Below are 17,556 nucleotides of genomic sequence, written 5' to 3' on the forward strand. Positions count from 1 at the left end.
CCCGCCCCGCCGCCCGCCCCGCACGGGTGCCCTCGCGTACTCGTGCGGGACGGGCGGCAAGTCATCCGAAACGCCCGGGGATCAGCCCGGCTTGACCGAGACCCCGGTGCGGGCCGACTCGTAGACCGCCAGGACCAGGGCCAGCGCCGCCCTTCCGTCGGCCGAGGTGACCTCGGGGGCCCGGCCCTCGCGCACCGCCGCGACGAAGTCCTCCAACTGCAGGCGGTGGGCCGCCGCCCCGAGTCTGGCCGGCGGCTCCGGCTCGGCGCGGTCGTCCTCGCCGACCCTGAAGGCGATGATCACCTCGTTCTCCACGACCGCATGGCCGGCGTCGCCGTGCACCGAGACGCGCACGCTGTTGCCGCCGTGCGCGGCCGTCGTGGCGAACAGCCTGCCCAGCGCGCCGCCCGCGAAGCGGACCACGGCCGCCGCGGTGTCCTCCACCTCGATGCCCTCGTGCGCCAGCAGTCCCGCGTACGCCGACACCTCCTGGGCCGGGCCGAGTAGCGCCAGCATCAGGTCGACGACGTGCACGCCCTGGTTCATCAGCGCGCCTCCGCCGTCCAGCGCCCACGTGCCGCGCCAGCCGCCCGAGTCGTAGTAGGACTGGGGTCGCCACAACGTCACCTCCGCCGTTCCGGACGTGAGGCGGCCGAGCTCGCCCGCCGCCACCGCGGCCCCCACCTGGCGGAACGACGGCTCGAAACGGCGCTGGCTGATCACCGTGACGGTCCTGCCCGACTCGCGCTCGGCCGCGATGATCCGGTCGGCCGCCTCCAGCGTGATGTCGATCGGCTTCTCGATGACCACGTGCTTGCCCGCCCGCAGCGCGGGGACGGCGGCGTCGGCGTGCAGGCCGCTGGGCAGGCAGACGACCACGGCCTCGATGTCGTCCCTGGCGTACAGCTCGGCCGGGTCGCCGTGCGCGTCCACGCCGTGCTCGGCGGCGAGGCGCGTGGCCCGTTCCCGGTCGGTGTCCGCGACGGCGGCCAGCTCCGCCGTACCCTCCATGGAGGCAATGAGCCTCGCGTGCAGGGCTCCGATGACCCCGCACCCCACGATCCCGAATCGCACGGTTCTCCCTTCAGAGATCTGACCTAGGACTCTAGTTTTCCGCCTCCAGTAGGTCAATAAGTCCGGATTCATGGCAAGCAGAGGTCCTATGTCATAAGCTCGCCGACACATCGAGCGATCGGAGCAGCGGATGCGACTGGGCCTCATCGGCATCGACAACACCCACGCCGACCACGCCGTCCGGCACCTGAACAAGGAGCACGCGCTGGGACCCGCCCGGGTCGTGGCCGTTCAGGGCGGCACGGGCGAGCAGGCGGAACGGCTCGGCGTCACCACGCACGTGCGGCACCCCGAGGAGCTGATCGGCCTGGTGGACGCGGCGATCGTCATGGACAGGGACGGCTCCCTGCACCGCCGGCACGCCGAGCCGCTGCTCAAGGCGGGCATCCCGGTGTTCGTCGACAAGCCGCTGGCCACCACGGTCGCCGACGCCGAGGCGGTCATCGCGGCGGCCGCGGCGGGCGGCGTGCCCGTCACCTCCTACAGCGCGCTGCGCTGGCACCCCGCCGTGTCGGCGCCCGCCGAGCTCGGCGAGGTGCGGGCGGTCGTCGCCACCGGACCCGTCCAACGCGACAGCCCGTTCGGCGGCATCGGCTTCTACGGCGTGCACGCGGTGGAGGTGGCCCTGCACCTGCTGCCCGTCCCCGCCGCGGCGCCGTCCGTCCAGGTCCTCCCGGGAGTGGTCCTGGTGACCGTCGCCGCGGGGGACGCCCACGCCGTCGTCACCCTGGTCGAGCGCGACGCTCACACGGCTGGGCCCTTCCATCTGCAGGTGGCCGGCACCAAGGCGGTGGCGGCCGAGCGGCTCGCGCTGGGCCCGGACTACACGCTGCCGTCGCTGCGGCGCTTCGCCGACATGGTGCGCACCGGCGAGTGGCCGCTGTCGGCCGAGGAACTGCTCGCCCCCGTGCGCGTGCTGGAGGCGGTCAGCGCCGCGGTCAGGAACGCGTCGATCTCGGCCTGAGCGGCGGCCGCGCCCTCGGCCGCCGTCCGGTAGAAGAAGCCGTGCTCGGCGCGGGGGAGCGTCACGACCCTCGCCGAGGGCAGGATCGCGGCCAGCGCGTGGACGTGCGCGTGCGGGAAGTAGCGCTCCCTGCCCACGACGACGAACAGGAACGGCGGCGCGCCCGCGTGCGCGAGCGTGCCGGGGTCGGCCGCGCGCCCGCCCTCCGCGGCCAGCTCTTCGACCGCGGGGGCGATCTCGGGATGCATGCCCTCCCACGGGAACGGCGTGCCGGGGCCGTTGAGGCTCACGCACGCCAGCGGCGCCTCGCCGTCCGGGTGGCCGCCCCGAGGGCCCTGATGCCCGTCCGGGTGCCCGTCCTGATGACCGGCACCATGGCCGGACAGGGCGAACAGCGTGGCCAGGTGCGCGCCGGCCGAGCTGCCGACCAGCGCGACGGGCCGATCGCCGAGCCGTCGCCGCAGCGTGCGGTAGCCGTCGGCGACGTCGGCCGTCATCTCCGCCAGCCGCCCGCCGCCGCGGTAGCCGAGCGAGGCGCTCGTCACGCCGCGGCCGGCCGCGGCGCGCATCTGCTCGTGCCACTGCGCGCGGTCGCCCGACCGCCAGCCGCCGCCGTGGACGAAGCAGAGGGCGTACGGCGCGCGCACGTGGTTGGGCTCCAGCAGGTCGAGCCGGCGCCGCTCGTCGGGCCGGGAGCGGCGCGCCGCCGGGTGGTGGCCGTCCGCGGTCGGCGCGGTGTCGTAGGGCAGGGTCACGATCTTCACGGCAGCCCCCAGGATGTGATGAAATGAGCCAGCAGGTAGATCCTAGGTCCTAGGTTGGTGAGATGCGTTCGACAGACGTCTCGGTCCGCGAGGCGGCCGCCGCCTTCCACGACGTCCGGCTCGACCATCCGTTGCGCCTGTCCGGCGCGACGGTCGACAGGTTCACCCTCGCCGTGGTGTGGGTGACGGTCGAGGACCGCGCGGGTCGCGTGGCCTGGGGCGAGGGGGCGAGCGTGCTGTCCGTGCCGTGGTCGTGGCCGGTGTCGGAGCTGTCGTGGACCGTACGCGACCTCGTCTTACGCCGGTTGACCGAGCGGCTGGCCGCCGCCGCGACCGAGGTGGGGCCCGGCGACCCGTTCGCGATCCACCGGGAGCTGTCCGAGGCCGCCGCGTGCGCGAGGCACGACGGGGCGGAAGCGGCCGGCGGTCCTGAGCCGGTGCCCGAGCTGGCCGCCGCCCTCGCTCTCGGGGCCGTGGACAACGCCGTCCACGACGGATGGGCGCGGGCCGCGGGAGCCCCGGCCACCTCGCTCTACGAGGGCCTCGACCTCGGCCCGGCCCGCCGCCGGCTGCCGGTCCAGCACGTCGTCGGGCTCGACGACCCCCTCGAAGCAGATCCCCTCGAACACCCCCGCGCACCGGACCCCCGCGAATCCGGCCTCCTCGAACCAGATTCTCGCGAACCGGACGCGGTCGAATCGGGCCCGCCCGACCGGGATGACGTCGTGCCCCCGCGCCGCGCGGCCGTCCGCCCGCTGCGGGAGTGGCTGCGCGCCGAAGGCATCGCCCACGTCAAGATCAAACTCGCCGGGCGGGACCCCGCCGCCGACGCCCGCCGCGTCATCGAGGTGCACCGTGTGCTGCGCGAGAGCGCCGGCGACCGGCACACCGTCTCCCTCGACCCCAACGAGGGCTACCAGGAGCCCGCCGCCGTCCTCGAACTCCTCGACGCCCTCGACGGGAGCCCGGCGTGGGACGCCCTCACCTACCTGGAACAGCCCGTCCCGCGGGACGCGCCGCCCGACCCCGGCGGCATGCGGGCGATCGGCGCCCGGCTGCCCGTCCTCGCCGACGAGAGCCTGGCCACCGAGGCGGACCTCGCGCGCCTCGCCGCGGCCGGCTGGAGCGGCCCGGTCATCAAGGCCGCCCGCGGGCAGAGCCTGGCCATGCGCAGCCTCGCCCACGCCCGCGCGCACGGCATGCGCGTCGCGCTCCAGGACCTCACAGCCGTCGGCCTGGCGCTGGTCCACTCCGCCAGGCTCGCCGCCGTCCTGCCGCTGGACTGGCAGGCCTTCGAGTACAACAGCCGCCAGTACGCGCCCCGCGCCAACGGCGACCTGCCCGCCGAGCTCGTCCGGGTCCGGCAGGGGCACGTCGTCCCGGGACCTGCGCGGCCCGGCATCCACTGACCCAGGAGTGACCATGCAGGTGGGATGGATCGGTACCGGAACGATGGGCGAGCCGATGGCCGGCCGCCTCCTCGCGGCCGGGCACGCGCTGACCGTGCACAACAGGACGGCGGGCCGTACGGCTCGGCTGGTCGAGCGGGGCGCCCGCGCGGCGCCCACGGTCGCGGCCGCCGGCGGGGAGGTGGTGATCACGATGCTGCCGGCGCCCCGCGAGGTGATGGACGACGTCCTGGCGAACGCCGTCCCCGGCACGGTCGTCGTCGACTGCTCCACCTCGGCACCCGACCTGGCCAGGCACTGGGCCGAGGAGGGGGAGCGGCGCGGCGTGAGCGTTCTCGACGCGCCCGTCAGCGGCGGCCCAGCGGGAGCGAAGGCGGGCACGCTGTCGATCATGGTAGGCGGCGACGCGTCGGCCTTCGCCCTGGTCAGGCCGCTGCTGGAGACTCTGGGCACGACAGTCGTCCACCACGGCCCGCCCGGCACCGGCCAGCTGGCCAAGCTGGTCAACCAGACCGTCGTGGCGGGCGCGACGCTGGCGGCGTGCGAGGCCTACGCGCTGGCCGTCCACGGCGGCCTCGACATCGCCAAGGTGCTCGCGTCGGTCGGGCTGGGCGTGGCGGGCTCGCCGCTGCTGGACTTCCTGTGGTCGCGGCTGGCCGCCGCCGATCTGGAGCCCGGCTTCAAGCTCGACCACCTGCTGAAGGATCTGAGCCTGGTGCACGAGGCGGCCGGCGAGCTGCCGATGCCGGCGACGGAGCGGGCCGGCGAGCTGGCCGAGCGGATCCGCGCGGTGTACGGCGGCGAGCGCGGCACCCAGGTCCTGGTCAAGGTGGCCGAGCGGTGATCGTCGACTCCCACGTGCACGTCGGCAGGTGGAAGTACCCGCCTTTGGAGGAGTACCTGCCGGCCATGGCGCAGGCGGGGGTGGCCGCCGCCGTGCTCGTCCAGTTCGTCGGCAACACCGACAACGCCTACCTCACCCGCTGCGTCGCGGCCGATCCCGCCAGGTTCGCCGCGGTGGCGATGGTCGACACCGACACCCACGGGGCGCCCGCGCACGTCGCCAGGCTGGCCGCCACCGGCCACGTCAGGGGCGTCCGGCTGTGGGCCTCGACCAGGTCGCCCGGCCCCGATCCGCTGGCGCTCTGGCGCGCCGTCGACGCGGCCGGCCTGGTGGCCAGCGTCAGGGGACCGCTGGCCGACCTCGCCGACCCCGGCTTCGCCGGCCTGCTCGCCGAACTGCCCGGCCTGCGCGTACGGCTGGAGCACCTCGGCTTCACCACCTACCCCGACGCCGACCGCCGCGCCTTCGAGCGCTTCCTCGCCCTCGCCGAGCGCCCCCACACCTACACGATGTGGGCGGGCTTCCACGCCAACAGCGGCACGCCGTACCCCCACGAGGACGCCGACCCCTACCTGCGCGAGGCGGTCGCCGCCTACGGCGCGCACAGGATCACCTGGAGCGGCGACTGGAACCGCCCCGACCCCGCGCCCGGCGACTACGCCGCCGCCGTCAGGCACGTCCTCGACCGGCCCTACCTGACCGAGGACGACCACCGGCACATCCTGGGCGGCACGGCCCGCGAGCTGTTCGGGCTCGCGCCATGAGCGTGCGCGTGGGCATCGTCGGCCCCGGCGGCATCGCCGAACGGCACGCGGGCGCCCTGACCAGGGCCGGCGCGGTCCTGGCCGCCGTGGCGGGACCCGACAGGGCGCAGGCCAGGGCGTTCGCCGCCGCCCACGCCACCCCCGGGCACGGCCCGCCCGCCGTCCATCCCACGGCCGAGGCGCTCTACGGCCAGCCCGGCCTGGACGCCGTCGTCATCGCCTCCCCCCACGCCCACCACGCGGCCCAGGCCGAGGCGGCGCTGCGCGCGGGGCTGCACACCCTGTGCGAGATCCCCGTCGCGCTCGGACTGCGCGAGGCCGAATCACTGGCCAGGACCTCGGCGGAGACGGGCAGGCACCTGGCCGTCGCGCACACGCTGCGCCACTGCGCGCCGTACCTCGCCGTGCGCCGGCTGGTCGAGGAGGGGCTGCGGGTGACGCACGTCGTGGCGCGCACGCTGATGCTCCGGCAGCGTGATGCCGGCATGGACGGCCGCCCGCGCGACTGGACCGACGACGTCCTGTGGCACCACGGCGCGCACGCCGTCGACGCGGCCCTGTGGTTCCTGGACGCCGAGGACGTCTCGGTGCGGGCGGAGCGCGGCCGGCCATGGGAGGGCAGCGGCAGGCCGATGGACGCGGCGGCCGTGCTGCGCGCGCCGACCGGCGCGCTCGCCACGATCGCCCTGTCCTATCACTGCAGGACGCCCGCCAGGGACGTCGTGGTGATCGCCGAGGACCGGACGCTGCGCCTGGACGGCGGCCGCCTCCTCGGGCCCGACGGGGTGATCGTCGACTGCGGCGACGGCGACCGGATGGAACGCGAGGGCATCGACAGGCAGGACCGTGACTTTCTCGAGGCGATCACGCGGGACCGCCGTCCCGGGTGCGCGGTCGCCGACGTGCTGCCCGCGATGCGCGTACTCGAACGATGGAGGAGCCAGTGAACGAGATCGCCCGGATGGTCACCGACGAGGCGGCCGCGGCGATGGCCCGAGCGACGATCGCGCTGCTGCCGATCGGCTCGACCGAGCAGCACGGCCGCCACCTCACCTACGACACGGACTTCGCCATCGCGGAGGCGTTCGCCAGGCGGCTGGCCGGCGACCTCGGAGAGACGGCGGTGCTCTGCCCCGGCCTGCCGTACGGGCTGTCGGAGCACCATCTCGGCTTCGCGGGGACGCTCACCCTGCGCCCCGCGACGCTGCTCGGCGTCCTGAGCGACGTGGCCGAGTCGCTGGCGCAGGCGGGCATTCGCAGGGTCGTGGTCGTCAACGGGCACGGCGGCAACGTCGACGCCGTCCGCCTGGCCGCGCGCGGCCTGCGCCGCGACCACGGCATCGTCATGGCGCACCTCATGTGGGCGGGCCTGGCCGCCGACGTGATCGCCGGTGAGATCGGCAGCGAGCGGTACGGCCACGCGTGTGAGGGCGAGACCTCGGTCGGCATGGTGCTGGCCCCGCAGGTCGTGCGGGCCGACAGGATCGGGGAGCCGGGCACGCCGCTGCCGGTGCTCCCGCACGCGGCGCCGCCCGCGCCCCGCGTCGACCTGGCCCTGCCGTACCACCTGCTGTCGGGCACGGGCGCGCTCGGCGACGCCAGGCACGCGTCGCCGGCGCTGGGCGAGCGGATCGTCGCCACCGCGTACGCCAGGGCCCTGGAGTTCGCCAAGGCCTTCGCCGGCGAGGAGGGTTGAGCGTGCGGGTTCTCATCGCGGGCGGTTCGGGCGCGGTCGGCGCGCTCGTCGTGCCCGAGCTGGCCGCCCACCACCAGGTCACCGTGCTGGACCCGCTGCCGCCTGCCGTCGACGTGCCGTTCGTGCGGGGCAGCGTCACCGACCACGACGACGTACGGCACGCCGCCGAGGGCCACGACGCGCTCGTCTACCTGGCCATGGGCAGGAAGGACGGCTGGCGCGAAGGCCAGGAATGGGTGGCCAGCCACTTCGCGGTCAACGTCACGGGCCTCTACGTCACGCTGGGGGCCTGCGCGGAGGCGGGTGTGCGGGTCGCCGTGCACGCCAGCAGCATGTCGGTGTTCGACGGCTACGCCACGCGCGACTACGCCAAGCGGCCCGAGCCCGACGCCGTCGACGCCTACGGCCTCACCAAGCGCCTGGGGGAGCAGGTCTGCGAGGCCGCCGCCCGTGAGCACGGCCTCACCGTGACCTCGCTACGCCTGGTGCACCCCATGCCGGACGAGGAATGGCAGGCCTACGCAGGCGGCCTGCCCGACCTGGTGACGGCCGGCAGCGACGTGGCCGCGGCCTTCGTCGCCGCGCTCGAGCGCCGGGGGCCCGGCTACGCCGCCTACACGATCACGGGCGACTACGAGAGGACCGCGCTCGACTGGACCCCGGCGCTCCATGACCTCGGCTGGTGGCCCCGCGCCCGGCGACGCCGAGAATGACGGACGCGCGCCAGGCGGCGCTGGAACCGGCGTCCCGCGCGCGGCGGCGCTGGGACGCACGTGTGCCGGTCCCGCACGGGAGTCGCGGGACCGGCATCAGGGTTCCACCCTCTAGCTCGATCGCTGGCCGCGTCGCAACGGTAGCGACGACTTGGCCAGCCGGTGAGAGAGCGCCCCGCCGCCCGATGTCCGCTCGGTCGAAGCCGACGACCTGTTCATCGCCTTCGAGGGTCGCTTGACGGCCGGAGCCTCGGACTCGCCGCGCAGGGAGTGCTGCTCGCGCGTCTGCCGTGACTTGGAACTCACACCACCACCTCCCCGATATGTCAGTTATGTCCGTTTTGGGGAGGGGGAAACGCGCCTGATGGCCAGCGCCGCCGCCCTGATCGCGCCCCCCGGCGAGAGCCGGGCGCCACGCCAGGCCAGCCTGCCCGAGGCGGGCGCGACGATGATCGCCTGGTTGCGGGCCACGCCGCGCATGATGTCGGCGGCCAGCGACTCCACCGGGTACAGCCTCCCCTGCGCCCTGACCGCGGCGCTGCGCGCCCGCGCCCCCGTCTCCGTGTACGGCAGGCCGGGGTTGGCGTTGTCCAGCAGCGGCGTGTCGGTGAAGCCGGGGCAGACGACGCTCACCCTGACCCCGTGCGCGGCTGCCTCGGCGCGCAGGGCCGTCGACAGGCCCACGACGGCGTGCTTGGTGGCCGTGTAGGGCAGCATGAGCGGCGCGGGCACGAGCCCGGCCATCGACGCGGTGTTGACGATGTGGCCGAAGCCCTGCTCGATCATGATCGGGTAGGCGGCGTGCACGCCGTGCACCACCCCGCGCAGGTTGACGTCGATCGTCCGGTTCCAGTGGTCGAGCGTGAGTTCCTCGGTGTGGCCGCCGACGGCGATGCCCGCGTTGTTGAAGACGAAGTCGAGCCTGCCGTACCGCTGCCTGACCTGGTGGACCGCGGCCCTGACGGCGTCGGCGGAGGTGACGTCGACCTCGGCGTACTCCATCGAGGGCGCTTCTGGCGGGACCAGGTCGGCGACGGTGACGGCGACGCCCTTCGCGCTCAGTGCCAGGGCTAGCGCCCTGCCGATGCCCGAGGCGCCGCCGGTGACGAAGGCCGTCTTCGGCGAGGACCTCGTCACCGGCGCGGCTCCGCCCAGATGCCCATGACCTTCCAGATCCGCCTGGTGACAGGGTTGATCAGGCCCAGTTCGGAACAGAGGTCGCGGGTCTTGCCGACCGAGTCGCGGATCTCCGTCCTGAACTCCTCGTTGTCCGTGTAGACCTCCTCCACCACCTGGGGCGGGATCTTGAACGCGCGGATCATCGGCCCGGGAGGCGACAGCATGATCCTCGCCATGAACCCGAGGATGATCGGCGAGATCACCCCGAGCGCGAGTCGGCGGTGGCGCGGCATGCGCGGCACGCGCCGTCGCAGGTAGTGGCGCGCGAAGGAGATGTGCCTGGCCTCCTCGGCGATGTGGATGCGCATGATGGTCTCTTCGAGCGGGTGGTGCCGGTAGCCGTCCTTGAGCACCTTGCGCTGCACGTGGTCGATCGGGTCCTCGCCGCCGAGCACGAAGACGAAGAACAGCTCGGTGGAGATCAGCGGGATCCACGGCGCCACCTGGGCCAGCACCGAGAGCGGTCCAGGCATGCCGCGGATCGGGAGCTTCGTACGGTTGACGAACTCCTGGAACATCATCCCGTGATGTCCCTCTTCGATCGTCTCGTGGTAGACGTAGCGGAACTCGGGGGAGCCGTTGGGCAGCCGGTAGGCGTAGTTGAGCAGCCCTCGCTTGAGCAGGTTCTCGAACTGCAGGCCGATCTTCATGGCCGTCGCCACCCGCCACAGCCCGATCCGCGCCCTCGTCTCGGGCGAGCGGCTGCGATACCAGGGATGCCGGCCGAGCTTGTCGACCGGCGGCAGTTCCCACCGGGGGTCGGCGGGGTCGATGAGGAAGTCGGGGTCGTCCCATGGGATGTCGACGTACGGCTCCCAGTGCTTGTCGACCGACGCCTTCGACAGGCGTTCGATGACCGCCTCGTATGCGCGCTTCTCCGCGACCGACTCGTCGCGTTCCCTGGCGGCGGTTGAGCTCGGTGCAGCTGTCATGCCAGCAATTGTACGGAGAATCCAATAACTACGAAAGGTCCTCCGCCGCGATGCCCAGCTCGGCGGCCGCCGCCGTGCGCACCAACTCGGCGATCCTGCGGCGCGACAGCACCTTGCGGTGCACGGTCACCTGGACGGCGAGCCCGTCCACGAGCGAGAGGATCCGCCACGTGGCGGCCTCGGGGTCGGCGCACACGAACGCGCCCGAGGCCACGCCCTCCTCCACGATCACCCGGAAGGACTCCTTCCACCGCAGGTCCAGTCGCCGCGAGGTCTCCTCCAGGTCGGCGCTGCGCATCGACTCCGCCCACGCGTCGATCCACACGCGCCACATCTTGGCCGAGCCCGTGGGGGAGTAGAGCTTGAGCAGGTCGCGCAACCGCTCCACGGCCGTGCCGCCGGAGCGCTCCAACGTGGCGAGCGAGTCGAGGTCGCGTCTGGCCGCGTAGGCGAAGGCCTGGGCGAAAAGCTGGTCCTTCGTCTCGAAGTGGTAGAAGAGCAACGCCTGGCTGACGCCGGCCGCCCGCGCGATGTCGAGCGTCCTGGTGTGCCCGAATCCCTGCGCCGCGATGACCTCGCAGGCGGTCTTGAGTAAGTCTTCTCGCCGCAATCGGCTGAAACCGCGTGTCACAGGGGGAAACTGTATTACCCGTGGTAACCGTTGCGTAGAGGAAGATGTAGGACAAAGCGGGCGCCGGAGGGAGAGTCGGCGATCTTGAGGGTGCCTCCGTGGGCCTTCGCGATCTCCCTGGCGATCGGCAGGCCGAGACCGGTGCCGCCCGCGTCGCGGTTGCGGGAGGCGTCGAGCCTGGTGAACCGGCGGAAGACGATCTCGCGCTGGTCGGGTGCGATGCCTGCGCCGTCGTCCAGGACCTCGAGCACCGCGTCGGAGCCCGCCGTACGGACCGAGACGCTGATGGTCGTCTCCGCGTGCCGCTCGGCGTTGTCCAGCAGGTTGGTGAGGAGCCTGACCAGGCGCAGCCGATCGCCCGTCACCATCACGTCGTGCTCCAGGCTGCGGACGATCTCCTTGCACCGCGGCCGTCGCTCCAGCTCCTCGGCCACCAGTGCGCCCAGGTCCACGGGCTCCTTCGCGCCCGGCGCGCCCGAGTCGAGCCTCGACAGCGTGAGAAGGTCGGTCACGATCGCCTGCAGCCGGTCGATGCCGGCCAGCAGCGCCTTGCTGGTGTGCGTCCAGTCGACGTCGTCCGGATACAGGATGGCCTCCTCGACCTGCGCCCGCATCGCGGTGAGGGGACTGCGCAGGTCGTGCGAGGCGTCGGAGGCGAACCTGCGCTGCTGCTCCACCGCCGCCTCCAGCCGGTCGAGCGTCTGGTTGACGGTCTCGGCCAGATCGGAGATCTCGTCGCGGTGCCGCGCGGGCGGGACCCTGCGGCCCAGATCGGTGGAGGTGATCTCGGCCAGCTCGTTCTTGATGGTCTTCACCGGCGCCAGCGCCCTGCGCACGGTGAACCACGCACCCACGGTGGCCATCCCGGCCAGGAGCAGGACGATCAGCGCGGCGCCCAGGATGTAGAGCGGATGGATGTACCAGGGGACGGCGGGGACGTAGGAGTAGACCATCCAGAAGCCGTCCCCCACCTTGACCCGGTAGGCCACGGCGATCAGACAGTGCTCGCCCGGAACCTGGTTCGTGCACACCGTCGTGTCCACCCTGCCGTCGTCGCCCGTGGCAGGGGCGTGGAGGAGCAGGGGCTTGCCCAGCAGGCGGGCGCTGGCCTGGCGCACCCTGCCATGATCGTCGGCCACCTGGATCAGCTCGACCTCCTCCGTGGCGGTCAGCGGCTTGAGCTGCCCCGGCGCGGACGACTCCACGTTGAAGGCCACCCTGCGGCCCGCCGCCGCGGCCTGCCCGGTCCTGTACTCCTTCAGGGCCACGTTGGTGAGCAGGGTGATCACCACCGCGGCGGCCAGGCAGCCCATCAGGGCGGTGAGCCCGGTGATCAGTGTCAGCCGACGCCGCACCGACCACGTGGTGAGCATGTCAGCTCTCCTTCGCCGGGAGCCGGAGCACGAAGCGCGCGCCCGTGTCGGAGTCGGCGAGCCCCAGCGTGCCCTCGTGGACCTCGGCGATCTCGCGGGCGATGGCCAGGCCGAGACCGGTGCCGCCCGCGTCGCGGTTGCGGGAGGCGTCGAGCCTGGTGAACCGGCGGAAGACGAACTCCCGCTGGTCGGACGCGATCCCGGCGCCGTCGTCCAGGACCTCGAGCACCGCGTCGGAGCCCTCGTTGTAGACCGAGACGGCGAGCGCGGACTCCGCGTGCCGCTCGGCGTTGTCCAGCAGGTTGGTGAACAGCCGCGCGAGCCTGAGCCTGTCGCCCTCCACGACCACGTCGGGGCGCAGGTCGAGCTTGACCTCCTTGCTGCGCGTCCGGCCCTCCAGCTCGTCGGTCACGAGCTGCGCCAGGTCCACGGACTCGGACGCCTGAGGCTCGTGCGCGTCCAGCCTGGCCAGCGTGAGCAGGTCGGTCACGATCGCCTGCAGCCGGTCGAGGCTGGCCAGCAGCGCGTGCCCGGTCTGCTCCCACTCGGCGTCGTCGGGGTGCAGCAGCGCCTCCTCCACCTGCGCCCGCATCGCGGTGATGGGGCTGCGCAGGTCGTGCGAGGCGTCGGAGGCGAACCTGCGCTGTTGCTCCACGGCCGCCTCCAGCCGGTCGAGCGTTCTGTTGGCGGTCCTGGCCAGGGCGTGCAGCTCGTCGGGGTTGGGCGGCACCGGCACCCGCTGGCCGAGGTCCGTGGCGGTGATCTCGTCCAGTTTCTGCCTGATCGCCTCGACGGGCGCGAGCGTCCTTTCCACCGTGCGGGAGGTGCCCCACCAGGTCAGCGCGATGAGGGCGAGGGAGATCCCGATCAGGAACGCCAGCGCCCACGGGTGGACGTACCAGGGGACGGTGTCGCCGAAGGCGTAGACCATCCAGTCGCCCTCCTGCTCGTAGACCCTGAAGACGGCGACGATCTGGCAGGGGTTGTCGAAGGCCTCCAGTCCGCACACCACCTGCGTACGGCTGGCGTTGTCGTCGTCCGGCATGAAGGCCACCAGCCGCGGGCTGCCCATGAGGCCGGCGGAGGAGGACACCACCTCGCCGTCGGTGTTGAGCACCTGGACGCCCCCGACGTCCGTGCCCACGACGGCGGGCAGGTCACCGCGTTTGATCAGGTGGACCACGCGGAGGGCGGCGCTCATGACCTCTTGGGTCTGGTACTCGACCGCGGCGCCGTGAATGCCCAGCAGGAGGAGGCCGTTGACCGCAAAACAGAGTGCGGCCACGCCGACCGTCGCTATCAGCGTCAGCCGTGCGCGCACCGAAGCCGCGTACCGTGCGATCACATCTCTCCCCCCGGTAATCAGATGATCACACTAGGTGCCCTTGGCTCTAATTAACGGAGATTCATTCATAAATCCGGACAAAGCTCTGCACTAGGCGGGTGGGGGCGAGCTGATTAGAGTAAGTGAGCACTGATACCGAGGAGACGATGTGAATCTTGACGAGTATCGGAGCGCCGCCAGGACCTGGCTGGCCGAGAACGCGGGACGCGGCGACGACGCCGCACAGGCCGACGCCAAGGAGTTCATGGCCCGGCTCTACGACGCCGGATACTCGGGCATCACCTGGCCCGAGCGGTGGGGAGGCCAGGGGCTCACCCAGGCGGAGGAACGGGCGTTCGCCGCCGAGGCCCGCGCCTACACGCTGCCGACCTACATCTTCTCCATCGGGCTGGGCATGTGCGGGCCCACCCTCCTCGACAGGGGCAGCGACGCCCAGCGGGAGCGGTTCATCAGGCCGCTGCTGCGCGGAGAGGAGGTCTGGTGCCAGCTGTTCTCCGAGCCGGGCGCGGGCAGCGACGTGGCCAGCCTGCAGACCCGTGCCGTACGCGACGGTGACGCCTGGGTCGTCAACGGGCAGAAGGTGTGGACCTCCGTGGCCCAGGTGGCCGACTGGGGCCTGCTGCTGACCAGGACCGACGTCGAGGTGCCCAAGCACAAGGGCCTGACGATGTTCGTCGTCGACATGCACCATCCCGGCGTCACCGTCAGGCCGCTCAAGGACATGACCGGCCGCGCCCACTTCAACGAGGTCTTCTTCGACGACGTGACGATCCCCGACGCCCACCGGGTCGGCGAGGTCAACGACGGCTGGAGCGTGGCGGTGACGACGCTGCTGCACGAGCGGCTGTCGATCTCCGCGGGCGTCGGCATGGGCGGCGGCGTCGACTGGCTGTCCGAACTGCGCGAGGCCGTGGACACCAGCGACCCCTACGTCCGCGACCAGCTCGTCGAGCTGCACATCCGCACCCGCGCGCTGTCGCTGTTCAACCAGCGCCTCGCGCAGGAGACCAGGGCGGGCATCTTCCCCGGCGCGAGGGGCAGCGCGGCCAAGCTGCTGCTGGCCGAGCTGACGCTCTTCCAGGCCGACGTGGCCGTCTCACTCGTCGGCCCCGAGGCCCTGGTGGACGAGCGACTTTCCCACGCCGTCTGCCTCGCCCCCGCCATGGCCCTGGGCGGCGGAACGAACGAGATCATGCGCAACATCGTCGGCGAGCGCGTGCTCAACCTGCCGCCCGAGCCGAGAGTGGACAAGACCGTGCCGTTCAAGGACCTGAAGGTGGGGACGCAGGGGTGAAGCTCGTACTCGGCGAGGAACAGCAGGAGCTGCGCGCCACCGTCAGGGCCTTCATGGAGACCGTCTCGCCGCGCGAGGGCCACTCGCCCGCGGTCTACGCCCGCCTCAACGGGGAGCTGGGCCTGTCAGGCCTGATCATCCCCGAGGAGTACGGCGGAGCGGGCGCGGGCATGACCGAGCTCGCGGTCGTGCTGGAGGAGGCGGGCGCGGCGCTGCTGCCCGGCCCCTTCCTCGCAGGCGCGCTGGCCGCGATCACGCTGACCCGCCTCCCCGACAAGGAACTGCTCACCGCCGTCGCCGAGGGGCGCGTCACGGCCACGGTCGCGCCGCTGGCGGGCGGCAGCGCGCTGGTCGCCGACTCCCGCGACGGCGAGGCGCTGGTGAAGGGCAGGCTGCCGCAGGTGCTCAACGCGGCCGAGGCCGACGTGCTGCTCGCGCCGGTCACCCGCAACGACGGTGTCGCGCTGGTCGCGATCGACCTGACAGACCAGGGCGTCACCCGCGTCCCGCTGACCGCGCTCGACGAGACCAGAAGCATGGCCGAGGTCGTGCTCGCGGGCGTGAGAGGCAGGGTGCTCGCCGCGCCGCCCGACGGCGCGGCGCTCGAGTCGGCGTGGACGCTCTTCTCGGTCGCCCTCGCCGCCGAGCAGCTGGGAGTCATGCGGGCCTGCCTCGACGCCATCGTCGGCTACGCCAAGATCCGCGTCGCCTTCGGCCGCTACATCGGCTCCTACCAGGGCGTCAAGCACAAGCTGGCCGACATGCACTGCAAGCTCGAGCAGGCCGAGTCCATCGTCCGCTACGCCGCGTGGGCCGCCGACGAGTCGCCCGGAGAGCTGCCGCAGGCCGCCGCCCTCGCGCAGGCCTACGTCGGCAGGGCCTGCTTCGAGGTCGCCCGCGACCATCTGCTCCTGCACGGCGGCATCGGTTTCACCTGGGAACACGACGCGCATCTCTACTACAAGCGGGCCAAGACGGACGAGGTCCTGCTCGGCCCGCCCCGCACGCACCGAGAGCGGCTGGCCGACCTGCTGGAGCTGTGATGAACGGGTTCTACGAGATAGCGAAGTCCGATCCTGAACGCCTGGCCGTGGTCGAGCCGAGGACGACCTACGGAGAGTTGCTCGCCCGCGTCAACCAGGTCTCGCACGGCCTGCGCGCCCGGGGCCTCGGGACCGGCGACGTGGTGGCCGGGGTGCTGCGCAACGGCGTCGAGCAGGTCGTCATGCTGATGGCGACGGGCCAGATCGGCCTCTACTTCGTGCCGGTCAACTGGCACCTCACCAAGGCCGAGATCGACTACATCGTCGGCGACAGCGGCGCGAAGGTCGTGGTCACAGGACCCGAGGACGTGGACGCGCTGGCCGAGGGCATGCCGTCCACCGACCCCGAGAGCCGTACGGCGGGCGCGGTCATGTGGTACACCTCGGGCACCACGGGCTTCCCCAAGGGCGTGCAGCGCCCGCTGCCCGGAGCCGAACCCGAGGCCATCGTGCCGCTGTACACGTGGTTCCTCGGCGAGGTCGTCGACCTCAAGGCGGGCGAGGGCACGCACCTGGTCACCTCGCCGATGTACCACTCGGCCCCGTGCGCGCACACGCAGTTCGCGCTGCACCTCGGGCACACGCTGGTCATCGCGCCGCGTTTCGAGCCCGAGCCGATCCTGGAGCTGATCGACAGGCATCGCGTCACCAACGCGATGATGGTGCCCACCATGTTCCACCGGATGCTCCTGCTGCCGGAGGAGGTCAGGAAGAGGTACGACCTGTCCTCGCTCCAGCAGGTGATCCACACGGCCGCCGCCTGCCCCGTCGCGGTCAAGAAAGCGATCATGGACTGGTGGGGGCCGGTGCTCTACGAGTACTACGGCTCGACCGAGTCGGCCATCGCCTTCTCGGTCAAGCCGCACGACTGGCTGGCCAGACCCGGCACGGTCGGCAGGCCGGCGCCCACCTTCGAGGCCAGGATCCTCGACGAGCGGGGACAGGAACTGCCGCGGGGCGAGCCCGGCATGATCTACGTCAAGTCGAGCCTCGGCACCTTCGAGTACCGCAAGGACCCCGCCAAGACCGCCGCCAGCATGCGGGGCGAGTGGTACACCCCCGGAGACATCGGCTTCCTCGACGAGGACGGCTTCCTGTACCTGTGCGACAGGCGCACCGACCTGATCATCTCGGGTGGGGTCAACATCTACCCCGCCGAGATCGAGGCGGCCCTGCTCGAGCATCCGGCGGTCGCCGACGTCGTCGTCATCGGCGTGCCGGACGAGGAGTGGGGCCACAACGTGGTCGCGCTCGTGCAGGCGCACGCGGAGGTCACGCCCCAGGAGCTGCTGGATCACCTGGAGCCGAGGATCGCCAGGTTCAAGCACCCGAAGGTCATCGAGTTCCGCGCGGAGCTGCCGCGGACGCCGACGGGGAAGCTGTCGCGCTCGAAGGTGCGGGAGGAGTACCTGGCGGCCCTCGGGTGATCTCGCGCTCGACGTGCTCCACGGCCGCTCCCGCTCGGGCAGCGCCGCGAAGACCGTGCCGACGGCGGACGCCTCCGCCCGCGAAGGCGGTGCCCCCACCTGCC

Annotated in this window: 17 protein-coding genes and 1 pseudogene; 10 read left to right on the forward strand and 8 right to left on the reverse strand. The window is 72.4% G+C overall.

Annotated features, from left to right (window positions below):
- Positions 1–81: 81 nt before the first annotated feature.
- Positions 82–1,074, reverse strand: a complete 993-nt coding sequence (locus AC3EO4_RS16055) for a Gfo/Idh/MocA family protein (RefSeq protein ID WP_431896272.1) — start codon at positions 1,072–1,074, stop codon at positions 82–84.
- 130 nt (positions 1,075–1,204) lie between these two features.
- On the opposite strand from AC3EO4_RS16055, the gene AC3EO4_RS16060 reads away from it, so the two are divergent.
- A complete protein-coding gene (locus AC3EO4_RS16060; protein ID WP_431896274.1) occupies positions 1,205–2,038 on the forward strand; it encodes a Gfo/Idh/MocA family oxidoreductase in 834 nt (277 codons plus the stop codon).
- 386 nt (positions 2,039–2,424) lie between these two features.
- Here the strand turns inward: AC3EO4_RS16060 and AC3EO4_RS16065 are convergent.
- Positions 2,425–2,802, reverse strand: a pseudogene (locus AC3EO4_RS16065) (alpha/beta hydrolase); the annotation flags it as partial.
- A gap of 62 nt (positions 2,803–2,864) precedes the next feature.
- Between AC3EO4_RS16065 and AC3EO4_RS16070 the strand changes: the two are divergent.
- Genes AC3EO4_RS16070 through AC3EO4_RS16095 form a run of 6 tightly spaced genes read left to right on the forward strand, consistent with a single transcriptional unit; the run spans position 2,865 to position 8,228 of the window.
- Entirely contained in the window at positions 2,865–4,211 is a 1,347-nt protein-coding gene (locus AC3EO4_RS16070; RefSeq protein WP_431896276.1) for an enolase C-terminal domain-like protein, read from the forward strand.
- A 13-nt stretch (positions 4,212–4,224) separates the two neighbouring features.
- Complete coding sequence (locus AC3EO4_RS16075) at positions 4,225–5,055, forward strand: NAD(P)-dependent oxidoreductase (RefSeq protein WP_379573838.1); 831 nt, start codon at positions 4,225–4,227, stop codon at positions 5,053–5,055.
- Positions 5,052–5,819: an amidohydrolase family protein gene (locus AC3EO4_RS16080; RefSeq protein ID WP_379573839.1), complete on the forward strand. Its 768-nt coding sequence runs from the start codon at positions 5,052–5,054 to the stop codon at positions 5,817–5,819. Before AC3EO4_RS16075 ends, AC3EO4_RS16080 begins: the two co-directional genes overlap by 4 nt.
- Complete coding sequence (locus AC3EO4_RS16085) at positions 5,816–6,766, forward strand: Gfo/Idh/MocA family protein (protein WP_379573840.1); 951 nt, start codon at positions 5,816–5,818, stop codon at positions 6,764–6,766. Before AC3EO4_RS16080 ends, AC3EO4_RS16085 begins: the two co-directional genes overlap by 4 nt.
- Positions 6,763–7,515: a creatininase family protein gene (locus AC3EO4_RS16090; protein ID WP_431896279.1), complete on the forward strand. Its 753-nt coding sequence runs from the start codon at positions 6,763–6,765 to the stop codon at positions 7,513–7,515. The genes AC3EO4_RS16085 and AC3EO4_RS16090 overlap by 4 nt, the downstream gene beginning before the upstream one ends.
- 2 nt (positions 7,516–7,517) lie before the next feature.
- Positions 7,518–8,228 carry an NAD-dependent epimerase/dehydratase family protein gene (locus AC3EO4_RS16095; protein WP_379573842.1) on the forward strand — a complete coding sequence of 237 codons (711 nt, stop codon included), beginning with the start codon at positions 7,518–7,520 and terminating at the stop codon, positions 8,226–8,228.
- 111 nt (positions 8,229–8,339) lie between these two features.
- Here AC3EO4_RS16095 and AC3EO4_RS16100 read toward each other — a convergent pair whose 3' ends face one another.
- Genes AC3EO4_RS16100 through AC3EO4_RS16125 form a run of 6 tightly spaced genes read right to left on the reverse strand, consistent with a single transcriptional unit; the run spans position 8,340 to position 13,688 of the window.
- Positions 8,340–8,534: a hypothetical protein gene (locus AC3EO4_RS16100; protein WP_431896281.1), complete on the reverse strand. Its 195-nt coding sequence runs from the start codon at positions 8,532–8,534 to the stop codon at positions 8,340–8,342.
- A gap of 24 nt (positions 8,535–8,558) precedes the next feature.
- Complete coding sequence (locus tag AC3EO4_RS16105; protein ID WP_379573844.1) at positions 8,559–9,365, reverse strand: SDR family NAD(P)-dependent oxidoreductase; 807 nt, start codon at positions 9,363–9,365, stop codon at positions 8,559–8,561.
- A complete protein-coding gene (locus AC3EO4_RS16110; RefSeq protein WP_379573845.1) occupies positions 9,362–10,339 on the reverse strand; it encodes an AurF N-oxygenase family protein in 978 nt (325 codons plus the stop codon). The genes AC3EO4_RS16105 and AC3EO4_RS16110 overlap by 4 nt, the downstream gene beginning before the upstream one ends.
- Before the next feature lie 28 nt (positions 10,340–10,367).
- Complete coding sequence (locus AC3EO4_RS16115) at positions 10,368–10,970, reverse strand: TetR/AcrR family transcriptional regulator (RefSeq protein ID WP_379573846.1); 603 nt, start codon at positions 10,968–10,970, stop codon at positions 10,368–10,370.
- A 14-nt stretch (positions 10,971–10,984) separates the two neighbouring features.
- A complete protein-coding gene (locus AC3EO4_RS16120; protein WP_431896283.1) occupies positions 10,985–12,343 on the reverse strand; it encodes a sensor histidine kinase in 1,359 nt (452 codons plus the stop codon).
- A 1-nt stretch (position 12,344) separates the two neighbouring features.
- Entirely contained in the window at positions 12,345–13,688 is a 1,344-nt protein-coding gene (locus AC3EO4_RS16125; protein WP_431896285.1) for a sensor histidine kinase, read from the reverse strand.
- A 148-nt stretch (positions 13,689–13,836) separates the two neighbouring features.
- Between AC3EO4_RS16125 and AC3EO4_RS16130 the strand changes: the two genes are divergently transcribed.
- The 3 genes from AC3EO4_RS16130 to AC3EO4_RS16140 are packed head-to-tail and all read left to right on the forward strand — an operon-like array spanning position 13,837 to position 17,452.
- Complete coding sequence (locus tag AC3EO4_RS16130; RefSeq protein ID WP_431896286.1) at positions 13,837–14,982, forward strand: acyl-CoA dehydrogenase family protein; 1,146 nt, start codon at positions 13,837–13,839, stop codon at positions 14,980–14,982.
- Entirely contained in the window at positions 14,979–16,025 is a 1,047-nt protein-coding gene (locus tag AC3EO4_RS16135) for an acyl-CoA dehydrogenase family protein (RefSeq protein ID WP_379573850.1), read from the forward strand. The genes AC3EO4_RS16130 and AC3EO4_RS16135 overlap by 4 nt, the downstream gene beginning before the upstream one ends.
- Positions 16,025–17,452: an AMP-binding protein gene (locus AC3EO4_RS16140; RefSeq protein WP_431896288.1), complete on the forward strand. Its 1,428-nt coding sequence runs from the start codon at positions 16,025–16,027 to the stop codon at positions 17,450–17,452. Before AC3EO4_RS16135 ends, AC3EO4_RS16140 begins: the two co-directional genes overlap by 1 nt.
- Positions 17,453–17,556: the final 104 nt, after the last annotated feature.

The sequence above is a fragment of the Nonomuraea sp. bgisy101 genome (assembly GCF_057708945.1).